This window comes from Chitinophaga sp. SVR4-12A (genome assembly GCF_056754765.1).
The window spans coordinates 4,018,452-4,043,666 of record NZ_JBPGWP010000001.1 but is presented as its reverse complement, the minus strand read 5'-3'; the positions used below and the strand labels follow the sequence as shown (position 1 = coordinate 4,043,666).

Genomic DNA, 25,215 nt, shown 5'->3' with positions numbered 1-25,215 from the left:
AAAAATTTTATAGTATTGCCTTAGAAGATATGGCATTCCTGCACCACAATACCATGCAAGACGCAACAGACGCTGACCTGATCCGGGAGTATAAGTCTACCGGCAAGTTGGAGTTCCTGGCTGCGCTCTATCAGCGCTATATGAACCTGGTGTATGGGGTGTGCCTGCGGTATTTTGATGAAAGCGCCAGTAAAGATGCCGTGATGCAGATCTTTGAAGAGCTGGTCCCCAAGCTGCAGCAGCACGAGGTGCAGAACTTCAAGAGCTGGCTGCACGTGCTGACCCGTAATCATTGCCTCATGAAGCTGCGGGCCATGAAACCGAAGGAAGGAAGGGTGATATCCATAGAGGACAGGCCCATTATGGAAAGCGAGGAATTATTACATCATGAAAACGGGTTTAGCCTGGAAGGGCGCCTGCAGGCTATGGAGCAATGCCTGGAAACCCTGCCGGCTGAGCAGCAGCAAAGTGTTCAGCTGTTCTACCTGCAGGAAAAAAGTTACCGGGAAGTAGCGGAAATGACAGGATACGATATGAAGAAAGTGAAAAGCTATATACAGAACGGCAAGCGTAACCTGAAAATATGTATGGAGCAAAAACATGCCTGACAAGCATTCAAATAATAAACCGGCGGTAAGCGAAGCGCTTATACGCCAATACCTGGCCGGCGAGCTGGATGACAAAGCTATGCACGCCCTGGAACGGCAGGCCCTGGACGATCCCTTCCTGGCGGAAGCCCTGGAAGGATATGCGGGCCACGAGCCGGATCAGTCTGCAAACCTGGCAGAGCTGCAGCAAAAACTGGGAGAAAGGGTAGGGCGGGCCGAGAAAGGAAGGCTGCGCCTGCTGTACTACCGCTGGGCATCCGCTGCTGCCATCCTGGTGATCCTCGGCCTGAGCTTTTTATGGATCGACAGGCAACAATCCGCTGAGCGTCAAAAAAATATCGCTAAAACGGAAGAGACCCAGCCTGCGCCGCGCTCTTATAAGCCGACGGATACCACTAAGCAGGCGCTTGTTCCTCCTGGTAAGGCCACACCTGCCGGATCATGGGCCCGCAAAAAAACGCCTGCTCCCGTAGCGGCACCGCCATCCCCTCCTGCCGGCGACATAAAGAAGGAGGAGATACCGGAAGTAGCCATGACGACAGCTGAACCGCGTGATTCTGCACTATCAGCCGCAACGGAAGAAATAGCGTCTTTGAGAAAAACGGACACCATCAATGCGGGCCTTGCGGCAACAGACAATGAGATAGCAGCTAACACAGCTACACCCGATCAGCCACCAGCGATAAGGATCCGCGGCATTTCTACTATACAGCAGGCGCTGCAAGGGAAGCTTGCGGGAGTGGCCGTATCGTCTTCTTCCAAACGCTTTTTTAACGGGAAAGTGGTAGACAGGGAAAGCGGCGAGCCTTTACCGGGTGTAAATGTAATGGCAGGTAATAAAGGGTTTATAACGGACAGTAAAGGGACTTTTACCATCCCGCTGGACACTAATGAATCGCCCTCGCTGAAACTGGCTTATATCGGCTATAACAGCCAGCAGTTACGATTTAACCGGCAGCAGAATAATGTTACGGTAGCAATGGAGCCTTCTAAGGCAACGTTAAATGATGTGGTGGTGGTAGGTATGGGCGTGCGCTCTAAACGTAGCCGCAAAGCATATCAGCAGCATACACAGAACATAGTAGTGCTGGGCTCTTCAACAGCCGCAGGCACCGGGCCTAAAACGCCTGACAGCGCCTGGGTGAACCTGCTCCGGAACTACCTGCAATTAAAAAACCCGGCGGTGACGGTAACCAACCTCGCCGTAGGAGGTTTTACCAGCTACAAGATACTACCGGAAGACGGGGATGTGCCTTTCTACAAACCAAGTCCTGATCCGGAACATAATATCGACAAGGCGCTCTCTCTGAAGCCTGATCTCATCATCATTAACATGCCATCTAATGATGTTACGGAGGGGTTTTCAGTAGGGGAGTTCAGGACCAACCTGGAGGCCGTGACGGATCTCATCCGCCAGCAGGGCATCCGCTTTTATATCACCACCACACAACCGCGTAATACCACGGCGGCTAACCGAAAAAAACTGCAGCAGATGCGGGATATTATTATCCGCAGCTACCGGAATAACTACATTGATTGCTGGGATGGACTAAGCACGCCGGATGGTAATATTATACCTCAGTACGACAGTGGGGACGGCGTGCACCTGAACGGGCTGGGCCACCGCATCATGTTTGAACGCGTAAAAGCGAAGATCGAATAGGAATTATTATTTCTCCCGGATGGCTTTGATCAAAGCCCTGTTTCTTCGGTCTTCCCGGGCGTTGTTAAGAGAGACCACCGCCCAGATAGCAGCGGGCAGCCAGCCAATCAGGGTGATCTGTAATATCAGGCAGAGAATGCCGGAGAGAATCTTCCCCCTTAACAGAAAAGAAAGCCAGGGTAACAGTATAGCGATAAGGGTCATAAAAAAAGTATTAGCTGTTTTTTCTTTCTTTCCACAACTGGTTGAACGATTTTGGTGCAAACACCGGCAGCTCGCGGTCATCCCCCCATGCTTTGGCAAAGAACCGTTTCATAAAGATATTCTTCATTTTGCCGCCCACCATATTCATCATTCTACGGCTCAGCGAAGCCTGTTTCCAGGCAAACCAGGCCATCTTTTCTCCGCCGGAAGTATAGTTTTCTTCCACTGCTTTGTGACGGTTATGTAACAGCAGCTCATGCAGGTTGATGCGTACGGGACAAACTTCTGTGCAATTGCCGCAAAGAGAAGAGGCATAACTCAGATGGCCGTACGAATTCATGTCTCTCAGGTAAGGGGTAATAACGGAACCTATCGGGCCGCTGTAGGTGGTGCCGTAGCTGTGGCCGCCAATGTTCTTGTACACCGGGCAGGCGTTCAGGCAGGAACCGCAGCGGATGCAGTAAAGGGCCTCCCGGGCCTCGGTATCTTCCAGTATGTTGGTACGGCCATTGTCCATGAGGATCACGTACATTTCTTCCGGCCCGTCTACCTCGCCGTCCTGGCGGGGGCCGCTGAAGATGGAGTTGTATACGGTTACCTGCTGCCCGGTACCATAGGTAGCCAGCAGAGGCCAGAACAGGGCCAGGTCATTGATGGAGGGCAGTACTTTCTCGATGCCTACCAGCACGATGTGCGTTTTCGGGAAAGCGGTGCTCAGGCGGGCATTGCCTTCATTTTCACTCACGGCTACAGAACCGGTATCGGCGATAATGAAATTAGCGCCGGTAATGCCTATTTCTGCCTGCAGGTATTTCTGGCGCAGGTTCTCGCGTGCTACCTGCGTGAGTTGTTCGGGGGTGAGGTTGGGAGGGGTGCCTAATTTTTCTGTGAAGAGCTGCGCTACGTCTTCCTTGCTTTTATGCATAGCCGGCGTAACAATATGGTAAGGTGGTTCTCCGTCCAGCTGTTGAATATATTCGCCCAGGTCTGTTTCCACGCATTCTATGCCCTGCTGCGCCAGGAAGCTGTTGAGGTGTACTTCTTCCGTGGCCATGGACTTGCTTTTAACGATGCTCCTGCATTGTTTGGCCTGGCAGATGGCGAGGATCTCTTGCTGTACCTGCTGCGTGTTTTCCGCCCATATCACTTTCCCTCCGCGTTGGGTAAAGTGCATTTCAAATTCTTCGAGGTATTTATCCAGGTGCTCCAGGGCTCTCCATTTAATGTTCTTGGCGCGCTCGCGTGCCATCAGCAGATCGGTGAACTGTTGCTTGCCTGCCTTTACTGCAGTATTGTATTTACCAATGTTGAAATTGATAGTGCGGCGGTGACCCAGATCGGAAGCTTTTTGCTCGCTCTTTTCCAGGAAAGTGGATGCTGTTTGGTGCATATCTAAATAAAATTCCAAGATCCAAAATAAAAAGATAGGCAACTTTCACGGATAGGCTAAAACTGCCGACAGGTGTCAAAAACCCGGCCAGCTTTTACGGCTTCGCTTTCTTCGCGATCTTATCCAGCACGGAATAGAATTCCTCACCGTATTTGCGGATCAACGCATCTTTTAAGAAGCGGTATACAGGCACCTGCAGCTTTTTACCATTACGGCAGGCCGGCGCACATATATCCCAGCGGTCATAATTGACAGCTTCAAAGCTTTCATACTTTTTAATGCGGATGGGGTAGAGATGACAGGAGACCGGTTTTTTAAAATCGATCACGCCATCATTGTATGCTTTTTCAATACCGCAGCCTACTACGCCACGTTCGTCTATAACGGCGTATGCACAGATGCCTTTGTTGACGATAGGGGTTACATAGCCGTATTCGTCATCAATGGTATGTGTACCGGTGGTGGCGATCTCCTGCAGGCCTTCTTCGCGCAGGTAAGATTTGATTTTTGGGAAGATCTTTTTCAGGGTCTTTACTTCCTGTTTTTCAAGCGGGGCGCCGCAGTCGCCGGCCACACAACAGGCGCCTTTGCAGGCACTCAGATTGCAGACGAATTGCTCCTCAATTACTTCGTCACTGATGTATTTGTCGTCTATTATAATCATTGCTGGCTAGTTAGCTTTTAGCCTTTGGCTGTTAGCTTGGGGACAAAGGTACAAAATATCGCTAATGGCTGAAAGCTCACCGTTGATAGCTTTTGCTTATTTCCATCTTAAGGTCTCCACCAGGTGCAGCATATCTTCCTGGAGGAATTTATGCACCGGCGCCAGGGAGTCTGCGTTAGGGGTAGCATCGAAATAGAGGGCTCCCCGCAGGAAATGGCTGGTAGAATCTGTGGCAAAGAATTGTTTGGCGCTGGCGGCGTTACCGCCTACTTCGTAGAACAGGCCGCTTACGCCATTGGGGGTATGGATCTCTTTCTCGTCTATATAATCAGCTTTGTAGGTGTGTTTGTAGGTCATTTTAAAAGCGTCGTTCACGAGCTTCTCCAGGGTATTGCTATGCTTACCGATCTCCTTGTAGCTCATGTAGATCTTACCGTTCAGCGAAGGAAATTCCACATTGATCCAGTAAGGGTTCTCCGGCGTTTCGCCAAAGAAGCTGCTATCCTGGGTAATGTTGGCATATACCGGGTATTCGAATGTGTAGGGGTAGCCGGGCTTATCGAAAACGCGGTATTCTCTTTTAGGGAAGCTGATGTTGAAATACCCCCTGGGTTTGGGCGTATATGCCTGTTCGCAGGCGGCGGCGCCCAATATGATGCAGAGAAAAAGAAAGTACCTCATTTTACGGTTTTAGATAATCAGATAACAGGTTTAGCTGGCGGCGATGCCTTCATCCTGGCGGATAATGACCTGTACCTTTTGAATGCGCATCTTGCTTACTTCCAATACGGTGAAGTCAAAGTTCCCGTAGTTAATAACGCTGTTCTCTTCCGGAAATTTTCCGGCGAGTTCCAGGATAAGTCCGCCGATGGAGTCGCTTTCGCCTTTTACCTGCTCGAAAGTATCCGGCGGGACGTTGAGGATGCGGCAAACATCATTCAGCATGGTTTTGCCTTCAAAAACATAGGTAAAGTTGTCAACTTTGCTATAGTTGAACTCTTCCTCGTCAAATTCATCTTTTATATCGCCTATCACTTCTTCCATAATATCTTCCAGGGTAACGATACCGCTGGTGCCGCCAAACTCGTCTACCACCACGGCGAAGTGCATACGGCGGGTCTGGAATTCGGTGAGGAGGTCTTCGATCAGTTTATGGCCGTGCACGAAGAAGGGCTGGCGCATAACTTCGTGCCAGTCAAAGGCGTTGCCTTTGCCCAGGTGGGGCAGCAGGTCTTTGGTATGGATCACGCCTACAATATTATCCAGGTTGCCTTTGTATACGGGCAGGCGGGAATAGTGGAGGTCTGCCACCTGTTTGGCTACCTGTTCAAAGGTGTTGTCGTATTCAAGGCCCGACACGTCGAGGCGGGTGCGCATGATCTGTTTTACGGTGATGTTGCCAAACTTCAGGATGCCTTTCAGGATGTTCTTTTCTTCCTGGGAGGCGGTAGGATCTACGCTCATTTCGATGGCCTGATCAATTTCCTGGTAGTTCACATGGCCGCTCTGGCGGTGAAAGAGGCGGTCTTCTATGCTGTTGCTGAGATTTACAAAGAAATCGCTTACCGGTTCAAGGGTAGCATGTATGATGCTGACGAACCAGGCAAAGTAGGTGGCAAAGCGTATATTATTCTGGGCGGCCCATACCCTGGGCAGTACCTGTCCGAAGAAAAGGAGGATAAAGCTGATAAGGGCGATCCTTACCACGAGGGAAAGTACCGGCAGGGTCTGCAGGTCTTCCATCTGGGTAATAAGGTAGTTGGTGACCATAATAAAGGCCACGCCCAGGAGGATACCGGCTATTTGCAGGGAGGCAAGTAATGACTTGGGTTTTTCCAGCAGCTTGGTAATCAGTTTGCCGCTGGTATTCTGACGTGTTTTGAGCACGTTAAGGTCCTTATAATTAAGGGTAAAGAAAGCTACCTCTGCACCTGATACTATAAATGCCAATAATAACAGTATAAATATTACCAGCAGGTATATAACCACGTTTGGCGTGGCGATTGGCGCAGCGGCTTGAAGAAGGAATGGTTTACCGGATAAAATGCTTGCCGAATGGATATCCAAGTTGTTTACTTTTAATCAAAAATAAGGGGAAAGTAATTCTGGCTTTTGATCGTCGAATCGCTTTCCCTTATGCAAATATAAGGGAATGTCCCAATTTGGGACTATCAGTAAAAATACTATTAATTTTTCATGGATAATGGAGCTGCGCCTGTATCAGTTTAAAAAGGCAGGTCGTCTGCCGGCTCACTCATGGAAGGAGGTATTTCGTTGGGGAAATTTTCGCCGGTGGAGCTACCTGTATTGCTATGGTGGATAGCGTGTTCTGCATTGTTCAGGTCCATACGCTTATCAAGCATTACCAGGTTATCACCCACTACTTCCGTGGCAAATTTCTTATTGCCTTCTTTGTCTTCCCAGCTACGGGTACGCAGGCGCCCTTCTATATATACAAGGCTGCCTTTGTGCAGGTATTTTTGGGCCAGTTCTGCCAGGCCCCGCCACAGCACTACTGTATGCCATTCTGTTTGGGAAATGAGCTTGCCTGCCCTATCCTTGAATGTTTCTGTAGTCGCCAATGAGAATTTAGCTACTGCAATATTGCCTTCCAAAAATTGTACATCCGGATCCCTACCTAAGTTGCCAATCAGGATTACTTTATTAACACCTCTCATAGTTGTAGGATTTAATCTATTGATGAAATGTTCTTCTTATAAACAACCTCTTTAAAGTTAATATTTTTTTACAATCGGCGTAGAAATTATTTATCGCGCTAAAACAATCCCAGGGACTTATTTTCAAGGAAATCGGTAATTGTTTTTGGGAAGGCATAGTTGTCCAGCTGCCTGCTGGGCACCGCCATATAATCTGCCATAGCAGGCTTCTTTGAGGCCGATAACAGCAGGAATTGGCTATGTATGGTTTGATGGGTAAGCTGTTGTTTAAAAGCGGGGGATATGCCCTGAACGGTGTAAGACACGTTTTGCAGCAATTCTTTAAAACCGGGGGAGGTCTGTAGTTCCTGTGCGGTCATGGGTGCAGGTGCTTCCAGCAGGATGAACTCATGCAGGTTTTGCCATATGTCGTTGCCCGTACGTTTACGGATGAACACCTGGCCTTTGTAATCCAATACTATATAATAGAAATATCGCTTGCGGATGACGAGTTTTTTGGACTTTACGGGAAGCAGGGCAACAATCTGCTGCCGGTGTGCCACACATTTTTTAGCGAGCGGGCATTGATGGCAAAGTGGTTGTTGCGGTTTGCATACGCCTGCTCCAAAATCCATAATGCTTTGATTATAAACGGCCGACTGCCCCTCAGGCAATAATTCCTGTGCCAATGTGGCAAATTCTTTTTTACCGCCGGTACTGTCTACCGGTGTGTCAATACCGAAATAGCGGGAGAGCACGCGGAACACGTTACCGTCTAATACCGCATGGTGGCTGTTAAAGGCGAAAGATGCGATAGCTGCGGCCGTATAGGGGCCGATGCCTTTCAATGATTGGATCTGTTCGTACGTATCCGGGAAGCGGCCGCTATAGGTTTGTACTACCTGCCGGGCGGCCGCCAGCATGTTTTTGCAGCGGGCATAATAGCCCAATCCCTGCCAGAGGCGGAATACAGCCTCATCGGGTGCGGCAGCGAGGTCTTGTATGGTAGGGTAGGTGGTAATGAAGCGTTCGTAATAGGGAAGGCCCTGTTCTACCCGGGTTTGCTGCAGAATGATCTCTGACAGCCAGATACGGTAGGGGTCTTTGATCCCTTTCCAGGGCATGGTACGGCTATTGTGTTGATGGTTCCAGTCCAGCAGCTGCGCTGTAAAAAACGTTTTCATGTGCTGCAAATATATGGGGCAGGGGCCTGATGAGAAAACCGGGGGAGATAATAATATAATAGGGGGGCGACAAAAAAAATAATCTGATATGAATATTATTTTTTGTATATTCGTTACTCAATGGTTTTGTGAAATTTTCCATTTCACTCTTAACCATTCATAAAAGGTGTTACGGCATGAGTATGAAACCTTTTCTGGCCGGTACTTTGCATGATATTTGAGACAACAAAACTAATTCAATATAAGCATGTTGTAAAGATTGGCAAGGGTGGTATGAGGAAAAAAGATAAAATTTATCTTACTTAAAACCAGTAATTATAATTTTTTTAAATATTTTTGAGAAATAAGTAATCCTCCGCTTCAATTATGAGAAAAGCTGACTTGATAAACAACATTGCTGAAAAAACCGGCATCCCCAAAGTAGATGTGTTAGTAACACTCGAGGCCATGTTTAAGGAGGTGAAAGAAGCGCTGGCAAATGGCGAGCACATTTACATCCGGGGTTTTGGTAGTTTCATCACGAAAAAGAGAGCCGCCAAGATTGGCCGTAACATTAAAAAGAATGTAGCTGTCGAGATACCGGAGCACTACATTCCTGCTTTCAAACCTTCTAAAGAATTTGTAGCTGAAGTAAAGAAGCTCAAAAGTTCTTAATTTTGCTGCCTAATAAATTTAGGCATGCAAAAATCGCAAGTTCTCCTGGTAGGTACTGCTGTAGCATTACTGATTGTATTGCTGGCCTTTGGTCGTACCATACCGCGGCCTGATAAGGATAAGAAAGCAATGCCAACTGCCGCTTCTATGTCCAGCGGACAGGACGTACAACCTATTTCCTTCAGAGACCTGCTCTCATCTGCCAAGAAAAAGATCCCTGCCGAAAAGCTTTTGCTGATCAACTCGTGGGAGAATAAGGTGGTAAGAGGTGATGTAAAAAACCAGCAAATAGCTGCTTATAAGGCATTGTACGCTACGTGGGACAGCCTCAACCAGTTACCCGTTGCCGCCTATTATCTGGGCCAGGCAGCCAAGTTGGAAAATTCCGAAAAAAGCCTCACCTTTGCAGCCAATTTATTTTTGGAGCACCTGCAGCATGCACCGGAGCCCGGGATCATGAAGTGGGAGGCTCAACAGGCTATTGAGCTCCTGGATCAGGCAATCACACTCAATCCCGGCAACGACTCGCTCAAGATACGACAGGCCCTGGTGTATATGAACACCGGCGAGCCCATGACAGGGGTTCAGAAGTTAAGGGCAATTGTTGCGGAGCATCCTGACAACGTGGAAGCACAGGTTACACTAGCAAACCTGGCCATTACATCAGGGCAGTATGATAAAGCAATAGAGCGGTTGGAAGCGTTACTTCCCAGGCATCCGGAAGAAGCCAAGATCTATTTCGTGCTGGCCGAAGCCTACAGAAGCAAAGGTGATGTGAAGAAAGCAGTGGATTTATTCCAGAAATGTAAGGAACTATTAAAGGATCCGGCACTCAAGGCAGAAATCGACGGTTATATTAAAAGCATTCAATAATATTTTATTTTTTCAAACATTTAAAAACTTATTAAAGTATGCCTTGCGGTAAGAAAAGAAAAAGACATAAAATTGCCACCCATAAGCGTAAGAAAAGGTTAAGAAAGAACCGGCATAAGAAAAATAAGAAATAAGTATTTCTCCTGTTTCCCGCCATTTATACTAAACAGGTATATTGCTACGCGTGGTCAGATAAGATTTTCATATAGCCTGCATGATTCCGGCAATCATTATTATTGTGAATTGCTCTCAATTTGTTAAATTGCCAAGGTCATGCAGGTAATTTCCACCAGATCCCGCATCAGCATTTCCCGGACATCGCCTGCAGATCACTAAACCCTTAAGCAATCCATCATCACGTATGTGACGAATTAGCTGATTGTGTTGTACAGTTAGCGATTTTTGGTATGTGGGTAGTTTTAACTACGCGGCCCGCATTACCCATGAATGAAGGTGAAGTTATAATGGTAAAAATTTTGGACGCTTGAATAAGGAACTTATTATAAATGCGGCACCGACTGGTGTGGAGATAGCGTTGCTGGAGGACAAGAAGTTGGTGGAATTGCATCATGAGAGCGGCAATCCCAATTTTGCAGTAGGGGACTTGTACCTGGGAAAAGTTAAAAAGCTGATCCCGGGCCTGAATGCAGCTTTTGTAGATGTTGGCTTTGAAAAAGATGCCTTTTTACACTACACCGACCTTAGCCCTTATATCCGGTCGATCCTCAAATTCACCCAGCTTGCTATTTCTGATAAATCCCCCGAAGGATTTGACTTTACAAAATTCAAGAACGAACCGGAAATTGTAAAGACCGGCAAGATCACGGATGTATTGGGTGGTAAACCCAATATCCTGGTGCAAATATTAAAAGAGCCCATCTCTTCAAAAGGCCCCCGCCTGAGCTGCGAGATTTCTCTTCCCGGAAGATTTATAGTGTTAACACCCTTTAATGATATTGTAGCTGTATCAAAAAAGATACATTCTTCCGAAGAGAGGAAACGCCTGCAGAAGATAGTAGAGGCCATCAAAACGCCTAACTTCGGCGTTATTGTACGTACCGCAGCAGAAGGCAAGAAAACGGCAGAACTGCATGAGGACCTAACCACGCTGGTAGAGACCTGGAAGAATATCCAGACCAACCTCCGCAGCGCACAACCTCCGCAGAAGATCCTGAGCGAACAGGCTAAAACCACCAGCATTCTCCGCGACCTTTTGAACGAGAGCTTTAACCGTATAGTTATAAATGATAAGAACATTTACTCTGATACCCGGGCCTATATCCAGAAGATAGCGCCTGAAAAACAGGATATTGTTACTTATTACCACAACGGCGCTCCCATTTTTGATCACTACGGTATTACCCGGCAGGTAAAAGCCTCCTTTGGTAAAACGGTGAACCTGGACAGCGGGGTATACCTCATTATTGAGGCTACTGAAGCCCTGCATGTGATCGATGTGAACAGCGGGTATAAAAGCTCCAGCAATAACCAGGAGCAGAACGCCCTGGCCAGCAACCTGGAAGCGGCAGCGGAAATTGCGCGGCAGCTGCGACTGCGCGACCTGGGCGGTATCATCATTATCGACTTCATAGACATGAAGCTGCCCGAGAACAAGAAGGTGGTATATGAAGCGATGGAGAAATTCATGGCGCAGGACCGGGCTAAACATACCATTCTGCCTATCTCCAAGTTCGGGCTGATGCAGATCACCCGCCAGCGCGTAAAACCGGAAGTGACTATTTCCGTAGCGGAAGATTGCCCCTCCTGCAAAGGCACTGGCAAAATAGGCGCCTCCGTGCTGATCATAGATGAAATAGAAAAGAACCTTCATTACCTGATCAACCATCAGCATAAAGGCCTTACCATCAGGGTACACCCCATCTTAAGCGCCTATCTTACAAAAGGCTTCCTGACCAGCCGCCAGTGGAAATGGTATTTCCAGTTCCGCAAATGGATCAGGGTAAAAGCAGACACCAATTACCATCTTACAGAGTACCGCTTTTTTGACGCAAGCGACGAAGAGATTAAATTATAATATACTTATTGATTTGAGGTTTGATGTTTGAAGTTTGAAGTTCAGGGTAGTTACTAAGCCCAACTTCAAACTTCAAACATCAAACCTCAAACTTTTTTATCTGTAGTCTTCCCGAACCGGGCAGAAAGTATCTATGATACGGCAGTCGGTGATCGCCTTTCCGCCATGCAGCGTGTTGGAAGGAATGATCAGCGTATCATGCTGGTGCAGGGTATACACTTCTTCTCCCAGCTGCATCTCAAAAATACCTTCGGCAATGTAAGTGATCTGTTCATGCACATGCTGATGCAGGGGAGACACCGAGCCGGCTGTGATCTCCCAGAAGGCCAGCGTGCTTTTTTCTCCATGTATGAAACGCCCGGTATGGCCTGGGACAGTAAGGCGGCCGGGAATGTCGTGTAGGGCTTTGGGTGGCATGGGCAAACTTATTTAAGGTGAAATTTGTTTAAAAATAAATGGATGGGGCCATTTTACCAAAATTCACCGGGCCCTGTCATGTTGTAACCATAATAAACTCCGCTACGTTTATGCAGCTACGAAAATTAAGCGCTCTGCTGTTATTACTGTTGTTGATGGGTGCTGCCTGTCAGCAGGGACAAAAGGCACGTACCGCACTTGTAAGGGATACTACCCACTACACAAAAGAAGAGTATATAGACCGGGTGCTGGACAGTACCACTTTGGACCGCTTTTTACAGCAGGATACCGCGTACCGCAGCTATGCCGACCTGATGAAAAATTTCTACCGGCAAAGAAGCTACCACTATGCCTGGGTATCCGGCGACGGCAGGCTGACGGAACAGGCGGGCAATTTTCTGAACATGACGCAGCAGGATAGCAATGCTGTGCGTGCTCCGCTGCAGCAGTTGTATGATAAAGTGACGCAGGACAGCGGCAGGATTGCCGCTGCTGATATTGCCAGGATAGAAATAATGCTCACCGCTCAGTTCTTTGATTATGGCAGCAAGGAATGGGGCGGTATGACCGCAGACACTGCCAAAGACCTGGAGTGGTTCATACCCCGCAAGAAGCTGGATATGGAAAGTTTGCTGGATTCGTTGGTGCAGCGCCCCGGCAATACCTTTGAAGAGCCGGTGAACAGGTATTATATCACCCTCAGGAATGCGTTGAAGCAGCTCGCCGACATGGAAAAGAGGGGCCACTGGGATACTATTCACGCGGATAAAAAGATATATAAGAAAGGAGATACTGCAAGTGTGATCGCTGCTGTAAAGAACAGGCTGCATGCCTGGGGCGACCTGCCGGTGGCTGACACCAGTTCCCTGTTCACACCTGCGCTGGATACTGCCTTACGCAATTTCCAGGAGCGTATGGGCCTTACCGTTAATGGCACCATACAGCAGCCGGTAATCAATGCACTGAATGTATCACTCGAAAAACGTATACAGCAGGTGCTGCTCAATATGGAACGCATGCGCTGGGTACCGGTAGAACCGGGTAATGACTATTTACTGGTCAACATTCCTGAATTTAAGCTGCATGTATATGAAGGAGGAAAGCTAGCCTGGAGCTGCAATGTGGTAGTAGGTAAGCCGGGCGCCAGCACCGTCATTTTTACGAAGCTCATGAAATTTGTAGTATTCAGTCCTTACTGGAACGTGCCCCCGGGCATACTGGCCAATGAAGTATTGCCGGCGGTGAAACGCAACAGGGGTTATTTGTCACGGCAGAATATGGAGGTGGTAGGCGCCAGCGGTAAGGAAATTCCTGCAGGCAGCATTAACTGGAGCGCGTATTCCGGCTCCAATTTTCCGTATATCATCCGGCAAAAGCCAGGGCGCTCTAATGCCCTGGGTAAGGTGAAGTTCCTGTTCCCGAATGATTACAATATCTATCTGCATGATACCCCTTCGCGCGGTTTGTTTGGAGAAACGAAACGCTCTTTCAGCCATGGGTGTATCAGGGTAGCAGAACCCAGGCGCCTGGCAGAATGGTTATTGCGGAACGATCCTGCCTGGTCGCCGGAGAAAATAGAAAAAGCCATGAACGGCGATAAAGAGAAATTTGTTTCCCTGAAAGAACAGGTACCGGTGTTTATAGGCTACTTCACTGCATTTGTGAACAGTAAAGGTCAGCTGAATTTCCGCGACGATGTTTACGGCCACGACACACGGCTGGCCGCACAGCTTTTCGGGAATTAATTATTAATTATTTGCAGGCAATAGCGGATATCTCAACATTAACGGCTTTGGGCAGTGCTGATACCTGTACAGTTTCCCGGGCAGGAAAATGGCCGCTGAAATACTTACCGTAGATCTCATTGATCTGAGAAAAATTATTCATATCTGTGATGAAGATGGTGGTCTTCACAACGTCATTGAAGTCCATTCCGGCTTCAGACAGTATATGTTTCAGGTTCTGCATCACCTGGTGTGTTTCAGCAACGATATCTTCTTTTACCAGTTGATTGGTATCAGGATGCAGGGCTATCTGTCCGGATATAAACAACATATTACCCGCTTTCACAGCCTGGTTATAGGGGCCGATGGGGGCGGGCGCCTGTTTGGTATTAATGATCTGTTTTTCCATAGGCACAAAAATAGGTAGGTTTGCAGAAATTCTAACTATGAACATCCTGGTAGTAGGAGATGCCGACCGTTACAAAGAGCTGCAGCAGAAAGGGCTGGCAGGCCACCGGCTGCATTGGGTACAAAGCCCGGATGAAGTATCTTTGCCTGGCCATTTTGACCTGGTGATAGACCTGGTACTGGACGACGCGCCCGCTCACGCCGCTATATATGCCAAAGCGCCGGCTGTACCCGTATGGGCAGGCATGGCAAAATCATCGCTGGCAGAGCTGATGCATCAGTATGCTTTCAGCCAGGGCTTCAACATTGTAGCCTGCAACTGGCTGCCTGGTTTTATTAACCGGCCTGTTACGGAAATGGCTATACTGGACGAAGCGCAGCAGGAAGGGATTGAGCGCCTGATGCAGCAGCTGAGCTGGTCTTACACGCTGGTGCAGGATGCAGTAGGTATGGTAACACCCAGGGTGGTGTGCATGATCATTAATGAAGCCTACTTCACCGCGGCGGAGGGTACTGCTTCAAAGGAGGACATTGATACCGCCATGCGGCTCGGCACCAATTATCCTTACGGGCCTTTTGAGTGGGCACAAAGGATAGGCATTAAACATGTATTTGATGTATTAACTGCGGTATATAAAGCAACAGGAGATGAGCGCTATCGTGTATGCCCGCTCCTGGAAGAAGAAACACAAAAAACAGCGAACGGTTGGCATTAATTTTAAATATAGACACCGCTACAGCGATCGGTTCTGTAGCACTGGCAGAGGATGGCGTTGTATTACAAACGCTGACAAATGACAAGGAGCGTGATCATGCTGCTACTTTAACTTTGTTCATTCAGGAAATCTTTAATACACAAAATATCACGCCGGCGCAGCTCGATGCTATTGCAGTAAGCGGCGGGCCTGGTTCTTACACCGGGTTACGCGTAGGTGTGGCCACTGCCAAAGGACTGTGCTATGCCTGGAACAAACCGCTGATAGGGATCTCTACCCTGCAGATGATGGCGCAGGGCCTCCGTAGTGCATTGCAGGACCAGCATGCGCTGTATTGCCCGCTACTGGATGCCCGTCGTATGGAAGTATATACGGGAATATACAATGCAGCCCTTACCCCGCTGATAGAACCCCGGGCGCTCATATTAACGCCAGATGCATTTAATGAGTGGCTTGACAAGAGCAAAATGTATTTTTTCGGGGACGGTAGTACGAAGTGGGAACAGCTGCTGGGGCCACATTCCAACGCTGTTTTCGTGCCCTACCGTATCAGTGCAGAACATATGATACCCTTGACCGAAGCGGCTTTCCGGGAAAATATATTTGAAGATCTTGCTTATTTCAGTCCCTTTTACCTGAAACCATTCTATACACCTGCCCGAGGGAAAAATGACAAAAAAAGTTGATTTTGGTCTTCGGTTTCCACATTTATCCCTGATTTCCCTACTACTATCGTTGTAAATTGTCATCAAACTGTCAAATTGCGCCTTATTTGCAAATAGGGCCGGTTATATATGAAAAAATAAGGTATAGAAGTTTTTTTTATTGTGACAAATATTATAATTTTGTATAAATCGATACCCGGTACTGTTTTCTAACAGGTGTGGGTTTGAAACTGTCCGTTGATCCCTTTCATTTCATCATTTTTAAAAAACTATTATGCGATGGAAAAAACATTATTAACGACCTCTTCTAATACTCTTATTATTTCTAGAGGTAACAATGAAAAAGACCAAATCAAATTGGATTACATTGCCGTTAAAAAGGCGGCTATGGTATTGCGTGCAATCAACCATAAGCTGCGCCAGCAGATGATTAAGCTGCTGGAAGATCATAAGAAAATGACTGTAACTGAGATCTACGTAAAGCTCCGTCTGGAGCAGTCCGTAGCGTCTCAGCACCTGGCGATACTACGCAGGGCAGGCATTGTAATTACAGAGAGAGATGGTAAATTTATCCACTATACTATCAACAAGCAGCGTATCGCTGAAGTGGCAAAGTTTGTGGAAGAGCTGGTAGGTTAATTGTAAAAAAGTAGCCCCCACCAGTAAGAATATTGAAGTATCCCGCATACAGGCGGGATACTTTTTTTATTGGTACCGGACTGATTATTAGTTTATTTTTTCATTCATCAATTGGCCAGATGTTAAAATAAACTAATGACTATGCATTTTCAGTAAACCGGTAAACCTTCGTAGATTTGCGAAAATCAAAAACCATGTTCATTAAGCAGTTATACACTAATTGTCTTTCTGAGGCTGCATACTTTATTGCATCGGGAGGCGAGGCAGCGGTGATAGACCCGGTAAGGGATATTGATGTTTATCTTGACCTGGCCAAAGAGCACAACGTTACCATTAAATACATTTTTGAAACCCACTTCCACGCAGATTTTGTTTCAGGCCACCTGGACCTGTCTGCTGCCACCAAAGCTCCCATTGTATTCGGCCCTAATGCAGAAACAGAGTTTCCCGTATACCTGGCTGCAGACGGTGAGCGCTTCAAGATAGGCGAGCTGTCCCTGGAAGTATTGCACACCCCGGGCCATACGCTGGAATCATCCTGTTATTTACTGTATGATGAGAACGGGAAACCGCACAGCGTGTTTACCGGCGATACGCTTTTTGTTGGCGACGTAGGCCGCCCCGACCTGTTCAGCGGCAACCTTACCAAAGAAGAATTGGCCGGCTTGCTGTTTGATTCACTGAACACAAAAATAAAATCCCTGCCAGATGATGTGACCGTATATCCCGCACACGGCCCGGGCTCTGCCTGTGGCAAGAACCTGGGACCGGACACCTACAGCACCATTGGCGATGAAAAGCGTACGAACTATGCACTGCTGGCAGAAGACAAAGATACCTTCATACAACAGGTGACCACTGACCTGACGGCTCCGCCCTCTTATTTTCCGGTAAATGCCAAGATCAACAAAGAAGGATATGACGCTTTGCAGGCCGTGATGGAAAAAAGTCTGCGGCCGCTCAGCATTGCCGCCTTCAAGCAAAAGATGGCAGCAGAGGTGCTGATATTGGATACCCGTACGGCCAGCGAATTTGCAGAAGGCTTTGTGCCCGGTTCCATAAGTATCGGACTGGAAGGCCGTTTTGCAGAATGGGCAGGCAGTCTCTTACCGTTTAATGAAGAGATTATACTGGTTACAGCACCCGGCAAGGAAGAAGAAACTATTGTGCGCCTGGCCCGCGTAGGCTTTGATAACGTGAGCGGTTACCTGGAAGGCGGCTATGAAGCCTGGATAGCCGCGGGGGAACAAAGAGATCTGATCATTACCGTGGAAGCAGACGAGCTGGCGATGGACCTGCCCCATGACCAGAACCTGGTGGTGGTGGATGTGCGCAAGCCTGCCGAATTTGCGGATGGCCATGTTAAAGGCGCTATCAATCTCAGCCTGAGTGATATGACGGATCCCGGCAGTATGGCAGATTTTGATGATCTGCATAACCTGTATGTACATTGCCAGGGCGGTTATCGTAGCATTATAGCCTGCTCACTGCTTAAAAGAGAAGGTATTCATAACCTGCGTAACGTAGCAGGAGGTTTTGCGAAGATCAGGGAGGAGAAGGATATAGAGATCGTGCAGGAAAAGAACGTACTAAACTAATTACATATATAACATCTTGTAGAAAAGCGGATGTGCGCCTGCACATCCGCTTTTGTTTTTAAACAAAGCTCCCCGCTGGGTTGTTATTGTAAAAAATTCATTTAACCATGAACTACAGATCCTTATTACTGGCCTGTCTTATGTTTGCAGGCGTCTGTTTGTTTGGGTGCAAACCCAATGACAGTAAACTGCAGCAGGCTGTAAATGAAAAACTGACCACTACACCCGGAGTATCTGCTACTGTTCAGAATGGTGTGGTAACCCTGAGTGGTGACGTAACAGACGAAACCGCCAAACAAACTGCGGAAGATGCCGCTAAAAATGTAAAGGGCGTTAAGTCTGTTGTTAACAACATTAATGTACAGGCGCCCCCGCCTCCGCCGCCTCCTGCTGTTGCCGTCAATCCGGACGATATGTTGAAAAAAACGCTGGACTCCACTTTTGCCGCAGCGGGGTATACAGGCGTAACCGTTACCGTATCGAACGGAGAAGTAACACTGAACGGCACTGCTAAAAAGGCTGATCTGCGCAAGATCATGCAGACTGCACAGGAAGCAAAGCCTAAAAAGGTGCACAATAACCTCAAATTGCAATAACCTCCAAAAATCAATATCATGAGCGCACTACAGGATAAATATAAAACACTGATAGACCAGGCTAATACTGCTGGTCTCAGTAACCTGCAGATCACCGAGCAGGATAATGTGCTGTACATTACCGGCGCCGCACCTTCTGAGGAGGTAAAACAGAAACTGTGGGATACCTACGAAAAGCTGGACCCTGAATTTCGTTCTGCCGATGCCAGGCTGGATATCAGTGTAGCCGGTGGGGGTGGAGGAGAGCAGATCTACGAAGTAAAATCCGGCGATAGCCTGAGTAAAATAGCGAAGAATTATCCCGGTTTAAGCTGGCAACAGATCTTTGAGGCAAACAGAGACCAGATCAAAGACCCAAATATGATCCATCCGGGCCAGAAGCTGAAGATACCATCTCATTAATGAACTGATGTGCGGATGTGCAGATATGCATATCCGCACATTTCTAAATTATCTTATCCTTTGTATTCGTGTTTCCAGCGTTTGTGGCTCCATACCCATACCTCCGGTTGTTCCCGTATATTCTTTTCCAGGTACTGTACAAAAGCTTCGGTGATCCTGCCTTCCGGTTCTTTTACCGGCTCTTCGAACATCAGCTTTAACTCCGCTTTATAGTAGCCCCGTTTTTCCTTACGTATATCAACAAACACCACCGGGATATCGTAGCGGCGTGCCGACATTTCAGGGCCTTTGTAGAAGGCCGTCATCGTGTTCAGAAAAGGGAACCAATAGCAGCGGCGGGCAATGCCTGGGTTTTGGTCTGCCACCAGGGCTACCAGGTATTGCTTATTCAGCCAGGGGGCCATGCTGTTGGAGATATCATTAGCCGGGAGCAGCACGCTGCCCGCCTTCTCCCGGAAATGGCGGAAAAGCCGGTCTGCCGGTTTGCTGGTAATGGGCATATATACTACCAGGAAAGGGTATTGTACGCCCTGCATACAAAAGAGGTTGGCCCATTCCCAGTTAAAGTTATGGCCCAGGTGCAGCTGGCAGCTTTTGCCCTCTGCGTAGAGCTGGTGCAATACGGTAAGATCACAGGTGAAACGGCGCTGCAGCTGCTTTTTGCTCATGGTCAGCAGCTTGATGGTCTCCACCATCATATCTGTAAGGTTGCGGTAATATTTCCGCGCCAGCCGCTTTAGTGCTGCGGGGCTTTCATCCGGGAAGGCCTGGCGCAGGTTATCCATCACTACCTGTTTACGGTAGCCAACCACATAGTATATCAGCAGGTATATTATATCGCTTATACGGTACAGCACCCATAGCGGAAGCAGCGAAGCCGCATAAGCGAATATGAGAAGAACATAATACATCAGGACACACACTTTGCAAGGCGCAAAGTTAAGGTTACAGGACTATATTCTGCACCAGTTCGCTCTTATAAGGATAATCTGTATTATAATGCAGGCCACGGCTTTCTTTACGGAAGTCGGCCCCTTTCACGATCAGGTAGCCTACCGTGATCAGGTTACGCAGCTCGCAGAGCTGCGGCGATACTTCGGTACGCTGGTAGAGGGCCTCTGTTTCTTCGTGCAGCATATCCAGGCGGCGCATGGCGCGCTGTAAACGTTCATTGGTACGTACAATGCCCACGTAGTCGCTCATGATCTGCTTCAGCTCTTTGAGGCTTTGGGTGATGAGGATCATTTCGCGGGGGGCGGTAGTGCCGGTGGTATCCCAGTCGGGCACATTCTGCCTGAAGGCAATGGTATCTATTCTTTGTACCGCTTCCTGGTAACAGCGATGGGCAAATACCATGGCTTCCAGCAGGGAATTGGAGGCAAGGCGGTTAGCTCCGTGAAGGCCGGTGCTGGCGCATTCTCCGCAGGCGTACAGGTTATTGATGGAGGTACGGCCCCACTCGTTGGTCTTGATACCACCGCAGCTGTAGTGGGCAGAAGGCGCTATGGGGATCATATCCTTTTTGATATCGATCCCGATGCTTTGACATTTTTCGTATATGTTGGGGAAGTGGTGGATGAATTTTTCCGTATCCATGTGCCGGCAATCCAGGTACACATACTCGGTACCGGTGATCTTCATCTCGCTGTCTATGGCGCGGGCCACAATATCGCGCGGCGCCAGCGAGAGGCGGGGATCGTATTTATGCATGAACTCTTCGCCGTGTATGTTCCGCAGGATACCACCGTCGCCGCGTACGGCTTCCGTGATGAGGAAAGAATTATTTACGCCGGGCTGGTACAATGCGGTAGGGTGGAACTGGATAAATTCCATATTCTCTATCCTGCCTTTGGCACGGTATACCATGGCTACGCCATCGCCTGTAGCAATAGGGGGATTGGTTGTGCTGCGGTATACCTGCCCGTTACCGCCGCTGGCCAGCAGGGTAATACGGCTTAAGATCTTCTCAATTTTATTGGTCTGCAGGTTCAGTACATACACTCCGTAACATTCAATATCCGGCGTGCTTTTGGTAACCAGGTAACCCAGGTGGTGCTGGGTAATAAGGTCAACCACAAAGCAGTGGGTAATAAGCTCAATATTGCTTTTTCTATGAATGGCGGAAAGCAGGGCCCTTTCAATTTCCTTACCGGTAACGTCCTTGTGATGTATCACCCTGAATTCGGAGTGGCCGCCTTCCCTGCCCAGGGAATATTCGCCATCCGGGTTCTTGTCAAAATTGGCGCCCCATTCAATGATCTCGTTCACTCTTTCGGGTCCTTCCTTTACCACTATTTCAACCACACGTTCGTTACACAGCCCGTCCCCTGCAATGAGGGTGTCTTCTATATGTTTTTCGAAGCTGTCATTTTCCAGGTCATTTACTACGGCCACTCCGCCCTGCGCGTATTTGGTATTGGTCTCATCTTCCCGTGTTTTGGTGATGACCGTAATATGCTTGTCAGGGCAAGCTTCCGCAACTTTTAAGGCATAGGTAAGTCCTGCAATACCCGAACCGATCACTAAGAAATCTGTTTGCATAATTCTAACGACTAAGACCAAAGTTACACTTTAGGTGCGTGAAAGTAAATACCTGGTGCTGCCGTTTATCAATGCCCATTGTGCGAGCCCGTAAGTAAGCATAATACAAATGCCTGCTGCGGGGAAAGGATGGTAGAAACGGGCCATGGCGATCATGGCATCAGAACAGATGAACAGTATAGCGCCGCCAATGCAGTACCAGCCCATGGTCTGTTCTTTAAAACGGAAAGCGTGCATACTACATAACAGGGTAAAAGATATGGCAACGGCATAGATAGTAACGGGAACGGTCAGCTTACCCAGGTAGGGGAACATAAAGAACAGGAAGGCCAGTACAACAGCTTCCGTAAGGAAGATAAGCGGGTATTTGCATAGCGGGAGGGGATAATTGGTATACCGTACTTTCAGGAAAAAACCAATGTAGGCCAGGTGGGCCAGCAGAAAGCTACCAAGGCCGGGCAGGAAGTATTGATCCCAGAGCAGCAGTATATCTCCCACCCAGGAAAACAAAAGCGCCAGCAGCAGCAGATTTCGGAATATAGCCGGCCGCAGGCGGTGAATAGCGGCCAGGAGGCCGGCTCCCAGCAGGGGCATTAAAAGCGGCTTGGTGATATACCGGAGCGCTTCCGCGTCTGCAGCAATGGCAACAAGATCTGCCAGCAGTACAAGAAAATAGAGGGTAATCCAGGGTTGTTTTCGCATATCTAAATATAAGGATTATACCACTCCGAGCACTATATGGAAAGTGGTGCCTCCACCGCCTGAGCTATTTACCCGCAGCTGCCCTCCATGCGACTGTATGATCTGTTGGGAAAGGCTGAGACCAATGCCGCTTCCTTTTTTCTTGGTGGTATAGAAGGGGATGAAGATCTTGTTCAGCGCATCCGCATCAATACCCGGGCCATTGTCGATGATAGCAATGCAAACCTGTTGCGGGGTGTTCATATAGGCCTTTACGTTAATGAGGGGATCGGTAGTATGTTCCAGTGCATCCATGGCGTTCTTGATAAGGTTGATCAGCACCATCTGGAGTTGAGCAATATCCGCGTGGATATCTACATTATCTGTTTCCAGCTGGTACTGGTAATGGATACCGGCCTGTTTCAGCTCAGGCATCAGCAGGTTACTCACGGAGGTGATGAGCGCTTTCAGGTTCACATTGGTGAACTGGGGTTTGGGCAGGGTAGTATAGTCGCGATAGGCATTTACGAAGTTCATTATGCCTTTGCTGCGGCTTTCCACGGTCTGCAGCGCTTCCTGGAGATCGCTGATAGCTTCTGTATGCTGCGTATGCGGCGCAATATCCAGCTCCACTATTTCCTGCATGGTGCTGATCAGCGACACAATGGGGGTTACAGAGTTCATGATCTCATGCCGCAGGATCTTGGTGAGGTTCTGCCAGGCTTCCAGCTCTTTTTCCTGCAGTTCGGTATGGATGTTCTGTAAACTGATCAGCTTTACCAGGCGTCCCTGCAGGCGGATGGTGGCCGCATGGATAGACAGCTGCTGTTCCTGGCGGGTGCGGTACAGGATCTTGTGCCCGGAGCGCAGTTGCAGCAGTAGTTCCGGCAGATCGGGATGGGTAGCTTTGAGCTCAGATATATTACGAAGGCGGTAAATATTGAGCAGCCGGAATGCAGAAGGGTTGATCAGCTCTATCTTCCCTTCCGCATCGAAAGACAGCATCCCTATACTGATATGCTGTACGATGGTGTCTATGTATTTGAGATTGGCCTCTTTTTCTGCCCGTGTCTGGCGGAAGGCGTCCAGTACTTCATTGAATTGCTGGTTCAGGGCTCTGAAGCTTCTACCCAGTTTGTTATCTGCATTGAAACGGATAGAGAAATCCTCATAGCGGATGGATTCCAGGAAAAGGGTCAGCTTGCGGTTCACCCGGTTCAGGTAATAGTACAGGCCATATACCTGTACAGCAATGAGAATGGTGATGATCATTCCCGGGATGATCCCGCCGATATACCATAGCCAGATGCCCGCTGTGATGGTAGCAGTCAGCAGCAGGATACGCAGAAATATATTTACGCTGAAACGGTTCATAGATTATACTTCTCGAGCCTCCTGTACAGGGCGGCCCTGCTCAGCCCCAGTTCCCTGGCTGCTTCGGTGATGTTGCCGTTGCATTTCTTCATGGCCTGGGTGATAATGTTACGTTCCATTTCCTCCAGGTTGTAGCCGGTATCCAGGTCTTGCTCCCGCGAGGGGCTTTTTACGAATACATCTTTTGGCATCAGGGCTTTACCCTGCGATAATATGACGGCTCTTTCCATGGCATGTTGCAATTCCCTTATGTTGCCCGGCCAGTCGTACTGTTGCAGCTGTTGCACCAGTGACTCGTGCAGGCTGCTCACAGGCCTTTTGTATTTATCGCGGTACAGTTGCAAAAAGTGCTCTGCCAGCGGAATAATATCTTCTGCCCGCTCGCGTAGAGGGGGCAGGTGTACCTCTATGGTATTAATACGGTATAATAAGTCCTGGCGGAAAAGGTGCTGGGCGGCCATCTGCTGAATATTCCGGTTGGTGGCGCATATCAGCCTCACATCCACCGGGACGGCTTTGTTGGACCCTACCCGGGTAATGGAGCGGTTTTGCAGCACTGTCAGGAGCTTTGCCTGGAAGGGAAGGGAGATATTCCCGATCTCGTCCAGGAAAATAGTGCCCCCGCTGGCCTCTTCAAAACGGCCGTGGCGGTCTTCCCGGGCGTCTGTAAATGCTCCTTTTACATGGCCGAACAATTCGCTTTCAAAAAGAGTTTCGCTGATAGCGCCCAGGTCTACACTTACCAATGGTGCTTTGTTCCGCTGGGAGAGCTGATGAATATGGCGGGCCAGCATATCCTTACCGGTACCGTTCTCGCCCAGTATCAGGATGTTGGCATCTGTAGCAGCTACGCGTGTCACAGTATCCATTACCTGTTGCATGGCGGCGCTGTTGCCTGTGATCAGCTGGCTGTCTGCGGGCGCTGGCTTTTCTTTTTGTGTGAGCGCCTGCCGTTTGTTGTAAGCTGCCTGCATGGTGGCCAGCAGCTTTTCATTTTCCCAGGGTTTGAGCACAAAATCGGCAGCCCCGGCTTTGATGGCGCGTACGGCCATTTCTACATCGCCATAGGCGGTGAAGAGTACCACGGAAGATTCCGGCTTAATGTCCAGGATGCGGTCCAGCCATTCAAACCCCTCCTTACCGCTGCTCAGATCGCGGGTGAAGTTCATGTCCAGCAATATGACGTCGTAGTCAAAATTGGATACCAGGTAAGGGATCTTCTGGGGGTTACGCTCAAAATCCACCTGTTCGAAATGGCGTTTCAATAACAGGCGCGCTGCCCGCAGCACGTCCATGTCATCATCCACTATCAGTATTTTTCCGGGTAAGTTTGTAATCATAATGGTTTTTTTTCAGCAAACAGTATTCCCGATATGCCTTTATTACTTCGGGTGATGGCTTTGGCCGCCACTGGCAATATTAAACAAAGATTTCCTTTTTAAAGCCTGCTGGCAGCGGCTTTTAAAAGTGTCCGGAAATGGACATTGCCTGTCCGGTACGGGACGTTTTAAATCGTCATTTT

Annotated in this window: 26 protein-coding genes; 12 read left to right on the top strand and 14 right to left on the bottom strand. The window is 48.5% G+C overall.

The genetic code is table 11. The features are described 5' to 3' along the window. Window positions 1-29: 29 nt before the first annotated feature. The gene (locus ACR9Y8_RS16545; RefSeq protein WP_481214352.1) at window positions 30-608 is read left to right on the top strand and encodes an RNA polymerase sigma factor; all 579 of its coding nucleotides are present in this window, start codon (window positions 30-32) and stop codon (window positions 606-608) included. After that, complete coding sequence (locus ACR9Y8_RS16540) at window positions 601-2,271, top strand: GDSL-type esterase/lipase family protein (protein WP_481214351.1); 1,671 nt, start codon at window positions 601-603, stop codon at window positions 2,269-2,271. The genes ACR9Y8_RS16545 and ACR9Y8_RS16540 overlap by 8 nt, the downstream gene beginning before the upstream one ends. Window positions 2,272-2,277: 6 nt before the next feature. Here ACR9Y8_RS16540 and ACR9Y8_RS16535 read toward each other — a convergent pair whose 3' ends face one another. The 7 genes from ACR9Y8_RS16535 to mutY form a co-directional block, all read right to left on the bottom strand. After that, window positions 2,278-2,475, bottom strand: a complete 198-nt coding sequence (locus ACR9Y8_RS16535; protein ID WP_481214350.1) for a YqaE/Pmp3 family membrane protein — start codon at window positions 2,473-2,475, stop codon at window positions 2,278-2,280. Window positions 2,476-2,485: 10 nt separating this feature from the next. After that, on the bottom strand, window positions 2,486-3,865 hold the full coding sequence (locus tag ACR9Y8_RS16530) for a LutB/LldF family L-lactate oxidation iron-sulfur protein (protein ID WP_481214349.1): 1,380 nt from the start codon (window positions 3,863-3,865) through the stop codon (window positions 2,486-2,488). Between the two features lie 94 nt (window positions 3,866-3,959). Continuing rightward, entirely contained in the window at window positions 3,960-4,529 is a 570-nt protein-coding gene (locus tag ACR9Y8_RS16525) for a DUF3109 family protein (RefSeq protein ID WP_481214348.1), read from the bottom strand. Window positions 4,530-4,625: 96 nt separating this feature from the next. Continuing rightward, window positions 4,626-5,210 carry a gliding motility lipoprotein GldD gene (gene gldD / locus ACR9Y8_RS16520; protein ID WP_481214347.1) on the bottom strand — a complete coding sequence of 195 codons (585 nt, stop codon included), beginning with the start codon at window positions 5,208-5,210 and terminating at the stop codon, window positions 4,626-4,628. Window positions 5,211-5,240: 30 nt separating this feature from the next. After that, the gene (gene gldE, locus ACR9Y8_RS16515; protein WP_481214346.1) at window positions 5,241-6,596 is read right to left on the bottom strand and encodes a gliding motility-associated protein GldE; all 1,356 of its coding nucleotides are present in this window, start codon (window positions 6,594-6,596) and stop codon (window positions 5,241-5,243) included. A gap of 158 nt (window positions 6,597-6,754) precedes the next feature. Continuing rightward, complete coding sequence (locus ACR9Y8_RS16510) at window positions 6,755-7,207, bottom strand: single-stranded DNA-binding protein (protein ID WP_481214345.1); 453 nt, start codon at window positions 7,205-7,207, stop codon at window positions 6,755-6,757. Between the two features lie 98 nt (window positions 7,208-7,305). Then, on the bottom strand, window positions 7,306-8,370 hold the full coding sequence (mutY, locus tag ACR9Y8_RS16505) for an A/G-specific adenine glycosylase (protein WP_481214344.1): 1,065 nt from the start codon (window positions 8,368-8,370) through the stop codon (window positions 7,306-7,308). A gap of 366 nt (window positions 8,371-8,736) precedes the next feature. Here mutY and ACR9Y8_RS16500 point away from each other — a divergent pair, with 366 nt between their 5' ends. The 3 genes from ACR9Y8_RS16500 (at window position 8,737) to ACR9Y8_RS16490 (ending at window position 11,932) form a co-directional block, all read left to right on the top strand. After that, window positions 8,737-9,024 carry an HU family DNA-binding protein gene (locus tag ACR9Y8_RS16500; protein ID WP_029464490.1) on the top strand — a complete coding sequence of 96 codons (288 nt, stop codon included), beginning with the start codon at window positions 8,737-8,739 and terminating at the stop codon, window positions 9,022-9,024. Between the two features lie 24 nt (window positions 9,025-9,048). Further along, window positions 9,049-9,897: a tetratricopeptide repeat protein gene (locus ACR9Y8_RS16495; RefSeq protein WP_481214343.1), complete on the top strand. Its 849-nt coding sequence runs from the start codon at window positions 9,049-9,051 to the stop codon at window positions 9,895-9,897. A gap of 484 nt (window positions 9,898-10,381) precedes the next feature. After that, window positions 10,382-11,932, top strand: coding sequence for an Rne/Rng family ribonuclease (locus ACR9Y8_RS16490; protein ID WP_029464488.1), 1,551 nt, complete (start codon window positions 10,382-10,384; stop codon window positions 11,930-11,932). 96 nt (window positions 11,933-12,028) lie between these two features. Here the strand turns inward: ACR9Y8_RS16490 and ACR9Y8_RS16485 are convergent, their stop codons facing one another. Continuing rightward, window positions 12,029-12,349 (bottom strand): cupin domain-containing protein, encoded by a 321-nt coding sequence (locus tag ACR9Y8_RS16485; RefSeq protein WP_481214342.1) that lies wholly within the window; start codon window positions 12,347-12,349, stop codon window positions 12,029-12,031. Window positions 12,350-12,459: 110 nt separating this feature from the next. On the opposite strand from ACR9Y8_RS16485, the gene ACR9Y8_RS16480 reads away from it, so the two are divergent. Further along, window positions 12,460-14,094: a L,D-transpeptidase family protein gene (locus tag ACR9Y8_RS16480; protein ID WP_481214341.1), complete on the top strand. Its 1,635-nt coding sequence runs from the start codon at window positions 12,460-12,462 to the stop codon at window positions 14,092-14,094. A gap of 7 nt (window positions 14,095-14,101) precedes the next feature. Here the strand turns inward: ACR9Y8_RS16480 and ACR9Y8_RS16475 are convergent, their stop codons facing one another. Beyond that, window positions 14,102-14,482: a RidA family protein gene (locus ACR9Y8_RS16475; RefSeq protein ID WP_481214340.1), complete on the bottom strand. Its 381-nt coding sequence runs from the start codon at window positions 14,480-14,482 to the stop codon at window positions 14,102-14,104. A gap of 37 nt (window positions 14,483-14,519) precedes the next feature. Between ACR9Y8_RS16475 and ACR9Y8_RS16470 the strand changes: the two genes are divergently transcribed. From ACR9Y8_RS16470 to ACR9Y8_RS16445, 6 genes are all read left to right on the top strand, one after another. Then, the gene (locus tag ACR9Y8_RS16470; protein WP_481214339.1) at window positions 14,520-15,197 is read left to right on the top strand and encodes a 3-hydroxyacyl-CoA dehydrogenase family protein; all 678 of its coding nucleotides are present in this window, start codon (window positions 14,520-14,522) and stop codon (window positions 15,195-15,197) included. Further along, window positions 15,188-15,883, top strand: a complete 696-nt coding sequence (gene tsaB / locus ACR9Y8_RS16465; RefSeq protein WP_481214338.1) for a tRNA (adenosine(37)-N6)-threonylcarbamoyltransferase complex dimerization subunit type 1 TsaB — start codon at window positions 15,188-15,190, stop codon at window positions 15,881-15,883. Before ACR9Y8_RS16470 ends, tsaB begins: the two co-directional genes overlap by 10 nt. A gap of 366 nt (window positions 15,884-16,249) precedes the next feature. Beyond that, entirely contained in the window at window positions 16,250-16,501 is a 252-nt protein-coding gene (locus ACR9Y8_RS16460; protein WP_198315147.1) for an ArsR/SmtB family transcription factor, read from the top strand. Between the two features lie 176 nt (window positions 16,502-16,677). Next, window positions 16,678-18,099 carry an MBL fold metallo-hydrolase gene (locus tag ACR9Y8_RS16455; RefSeq protein ID WP_481214337.1) on the top strand — a complete coding sequence of 474 codons (1,422 nt, stop codon included), beginning with the start codon at window positions 16,678-16,680 and terminating at the stop codon, window positions 18,097-18,099. A gap of 107 nt (window positions 18,100-18,206) precedes the next feature. Beyond that, window positions 18,207-18,695, top strand: coding sequence for a BON domain-containing protein (locus ACR9Y8_RS16450; RefSeq protein WP_481214336.1), 489 nt, complete (start codon window positions 18,207-18,209; stop codon window positions 18,693-18,695). Between the two features lie 18 nt (window positions 18,696-18,713). Further along, window positions 18,714-19,097, top strand: coding sequence for a LysM peptidoglycan-binding domain-containing protein (locus tag ACR9Y8_RS16445; RefSeq protein ID WP_481214335.1), 384 nt, complete (start codon window positions 18,714-18,716; stop codon window positions 19,095-19,097). Window positions 19,098-19,150: 53 nt separating this feature from the next. On the opposite strand, the gene ACR9Y8_RS16440 is transcribed toward ACR9Y8_RS16445, so the two are convergent. From ACR9Y8_RS16440 to ACR9Y8_RS16420, 5 genes are read right to left on the bottom strand one after another with little or no spacing between them, the layout of a single operon-like run. After that, window positions 19,151-20,008: a lysophospholipid acyltransferase family protein gene (locus ACR9Y8_RS16440; protein WP_481214334.1), complete on the bottom strand. Its 858-nt coding sequence runs from the start codon at window positions 20,006-20,008 to the stop codon at window positions 19,151-19,153. A gap of 34 nt (window positions 20,009-20,042) precedes the next feature. Beyond that, on the bottom strand, window positions 20,043-21,638 hold the full coding sequence (gene nadB / locus ACR9Y8_RS16435; protein WP_481214333.1) for an L-aspartate oxidase: 1,596 nt from the start codon (window positions 21,636-21,638) through the stop codon (window positions 20,043-20,045). A 30-nt stretch (window positions 21,639-21,668) separates the two neighbouring features. Next, window positions 21,669-22,340 carry a lysoplasmalogenase gene (locus ACR9Y8_RS16430; RefSeq protein WP_481214332.1) on the bottom strand — a complete coding sequence of 224 codons (672 nt, stop codon included), beginning with the start codon at window positions 22,338-22,340 and terminating at the stop codon, window positions 21,669-21,671. 15 nt (window positions 22,341-22,355) lie between these two features. Then, entirely contained in the window at window positions 22,356-23,693 is a 1,338-nt protein-coding gene (locus ACR9Y8_RS16425) for a sensor histidine kinase (RefSeq protein WP_481214331.1), read from the bottom strand. Beyond that, window positions 23,690-25,033 (bottom strand): sigma-54-dependent transcriptional regulator, encoded by a 1,344-nt coding sequence (locus ACR9Y8_RS16420; RefSeq protein WP_481214330.1) that lies wholly within the window; start codon window positions 25,031-25,033, stop codon window positions 23,690-23,692. The genes ACR9Y8_RS16425 and ACR9Y8_RS16420 overlap by 4 nt, the downstream gene beginning before the upstream one ends. Window positions 25,034-25,215: the final 182 nt, after the last annotated feature.

Excerpts from the sequence above, each read along its gene's own strand:
- ACR9Y8_RS16545 (WP_481214352.1), top strand. The coding sequence starts at position 30 with ATGGCATTCCTGCACCACAATACCATGCAAGACGCAACAGACGCTGAC.
- ACR9Y8_RS16540 (WP_481214351.1), top strand. The coding sequence starts at position 601 with ATGCCTGACAAGCATTCAAATAATAAACCGGCGGTAAGCGAAGCGCTT.
- ACR9Y8_RS16535 (WP_481214350.1), bottom strand. The coding sequence starts at position 2,475 with ATGACCCTTATCGCTATACTGTTACCCTGGCTTTCTTTTCTGTTAAGG.
- ACR9Y8_RS16530 (WP_481214349.1), bottom strand. The coding sequence starts at position 3,865 with ATGCACCAAACAGCATCCACTTTCCTGGAAAAGAGCGAGCAAAAAGCT.
- ACR9Y8_RS16525 (WP_481214348.1), bottom strand. The coding sequence starts at position 4,529 with ATGATTATAATAGACGACAAATACATCAGTGACGAAGTAATTGAGGAG.
- gldD (WP_481214347.1), bottom strand. The coding sequence starts at position 5,210 with ATGAGGTACTTTCTTTTTCTCTGCATCATATTGGGCGCCGCCGCCTGC.
- ACR9Y8_RS16510 (WP_481214345.1), bottom strand. The coding sequence starts at position 7,207 with ATGAGAGGTGTTAATAAAGTAATCCTGATTGGCAACTTAGGTAGGGAT.
- mutY (WP_481214344.1), bottom strand. The coding sequence starts at position 8,370 with ATGAAAACGTTTTTTACAGCGCAGCTGCTGGACTGGAACCATCAACAC.
- ACR9Y8_RS16500 (WP_029464490.1), top strand. The coding sequence starts at position 8,737 with ATGAGAAAAGCTGACTTGATAAACAACATTGCTGAAAAAACCGGCATC.
- ACR9Y8_RS16495 (WP_481214343.1), top strand. The coding sequence starts at position 9,049 with ATGCAAAAATCGCAAGTTCTCCTGGTAGGTACTGCTGTAGCATTACTG.
- ACR9Y8_RS16485 (WP_481214342.1), bottom strand. The coding sequence starts at position 12,349 with ATGCCACCCAAAGCCCTACACGACATTCCCGGCCGCCTTACTGTCCCA.
- ACR9Y8_RS16480 (WP_481214341.1), top strand. The coding sequence starts at position 12,460 with ATGCAGCTACGAAAATTAAGCGCTCTGCTGTTATTACTGTTGTTGATG.
- ACR9Y8_RS16475 (WP_481214340.1), bottom strand. The coding sequence starts at position 14,482 with ATGGAAAAACAGATCATTAATACCAAACAGGCGCCCGCCCCCATCGGC.
- ACR9Y8_RS16470 (WP_481214339.1), top strand. The coding sequence starts at position 14,520 with ATGAACATCCTGGTAGTAGGAGATGCCGACCGTTACAAAGAGCTGCAG.
- ACR9Y8_RS16460 (WP_198315147.1), top strand. The coding sequence starts at position 16,250 with ATGGTATTGCGTGCAATCAACCATAAGCTGCGCCAGCAGATGATTAAG.
- ACR9Y8_RS16450 (WP_481214336.1), top strand. The coding sequence starts at position 18,207 with ATGAACTACAGATCCTTATTACTGGCCTGTCTTATGTTTGCAGGCGTC.
- ACR9Y8_RS16445 (WP_481214335.1), top strand. The coding sequence starts at position 18,714 with ATGAGCGCACTACAGGATAAATATAAAACACTGATAGACCAGGCTAAT.
- ACR9Y8_RS16440 (WP_481214334.1), bottom strand. The coding sequence starts at position 20,008 with ATGTATTATGTTCTTCTCATATTCGCTTATGCGGCTTCGCTGCTTCCG.
- nadB (WP_481214333.1), bottom strand. The coding sequence starts at position 21,638 with ATGCAAACAGATTTCTTAGTGATCGGTTCGGGTATTGCAGGACTTACC.
- ACR9Y8_RS16430 (WP_481214332.1), bottom strand. The coding sequence starts at position 22,340 with ATGCGAAAACAACCCTGGATTACCCTCTATTTTCTTGTACTGCTGGCA.
- ACR9Y8_RS16425 (WP_481214331.1), bottom strand. The coding sequence starts at position 23,693 with ATGAACCGTTTCAGCGTAAATATATTTCTGCGTATCCTGCTGCTGACT.
- ACR9Y8_RS16420 (WP_481214330.1), bottom strand. The coding sequence starts at position 25,033 with ATGATTACAAACTTACCCGGAAAAATACTGATAGTGGATGATGACATG.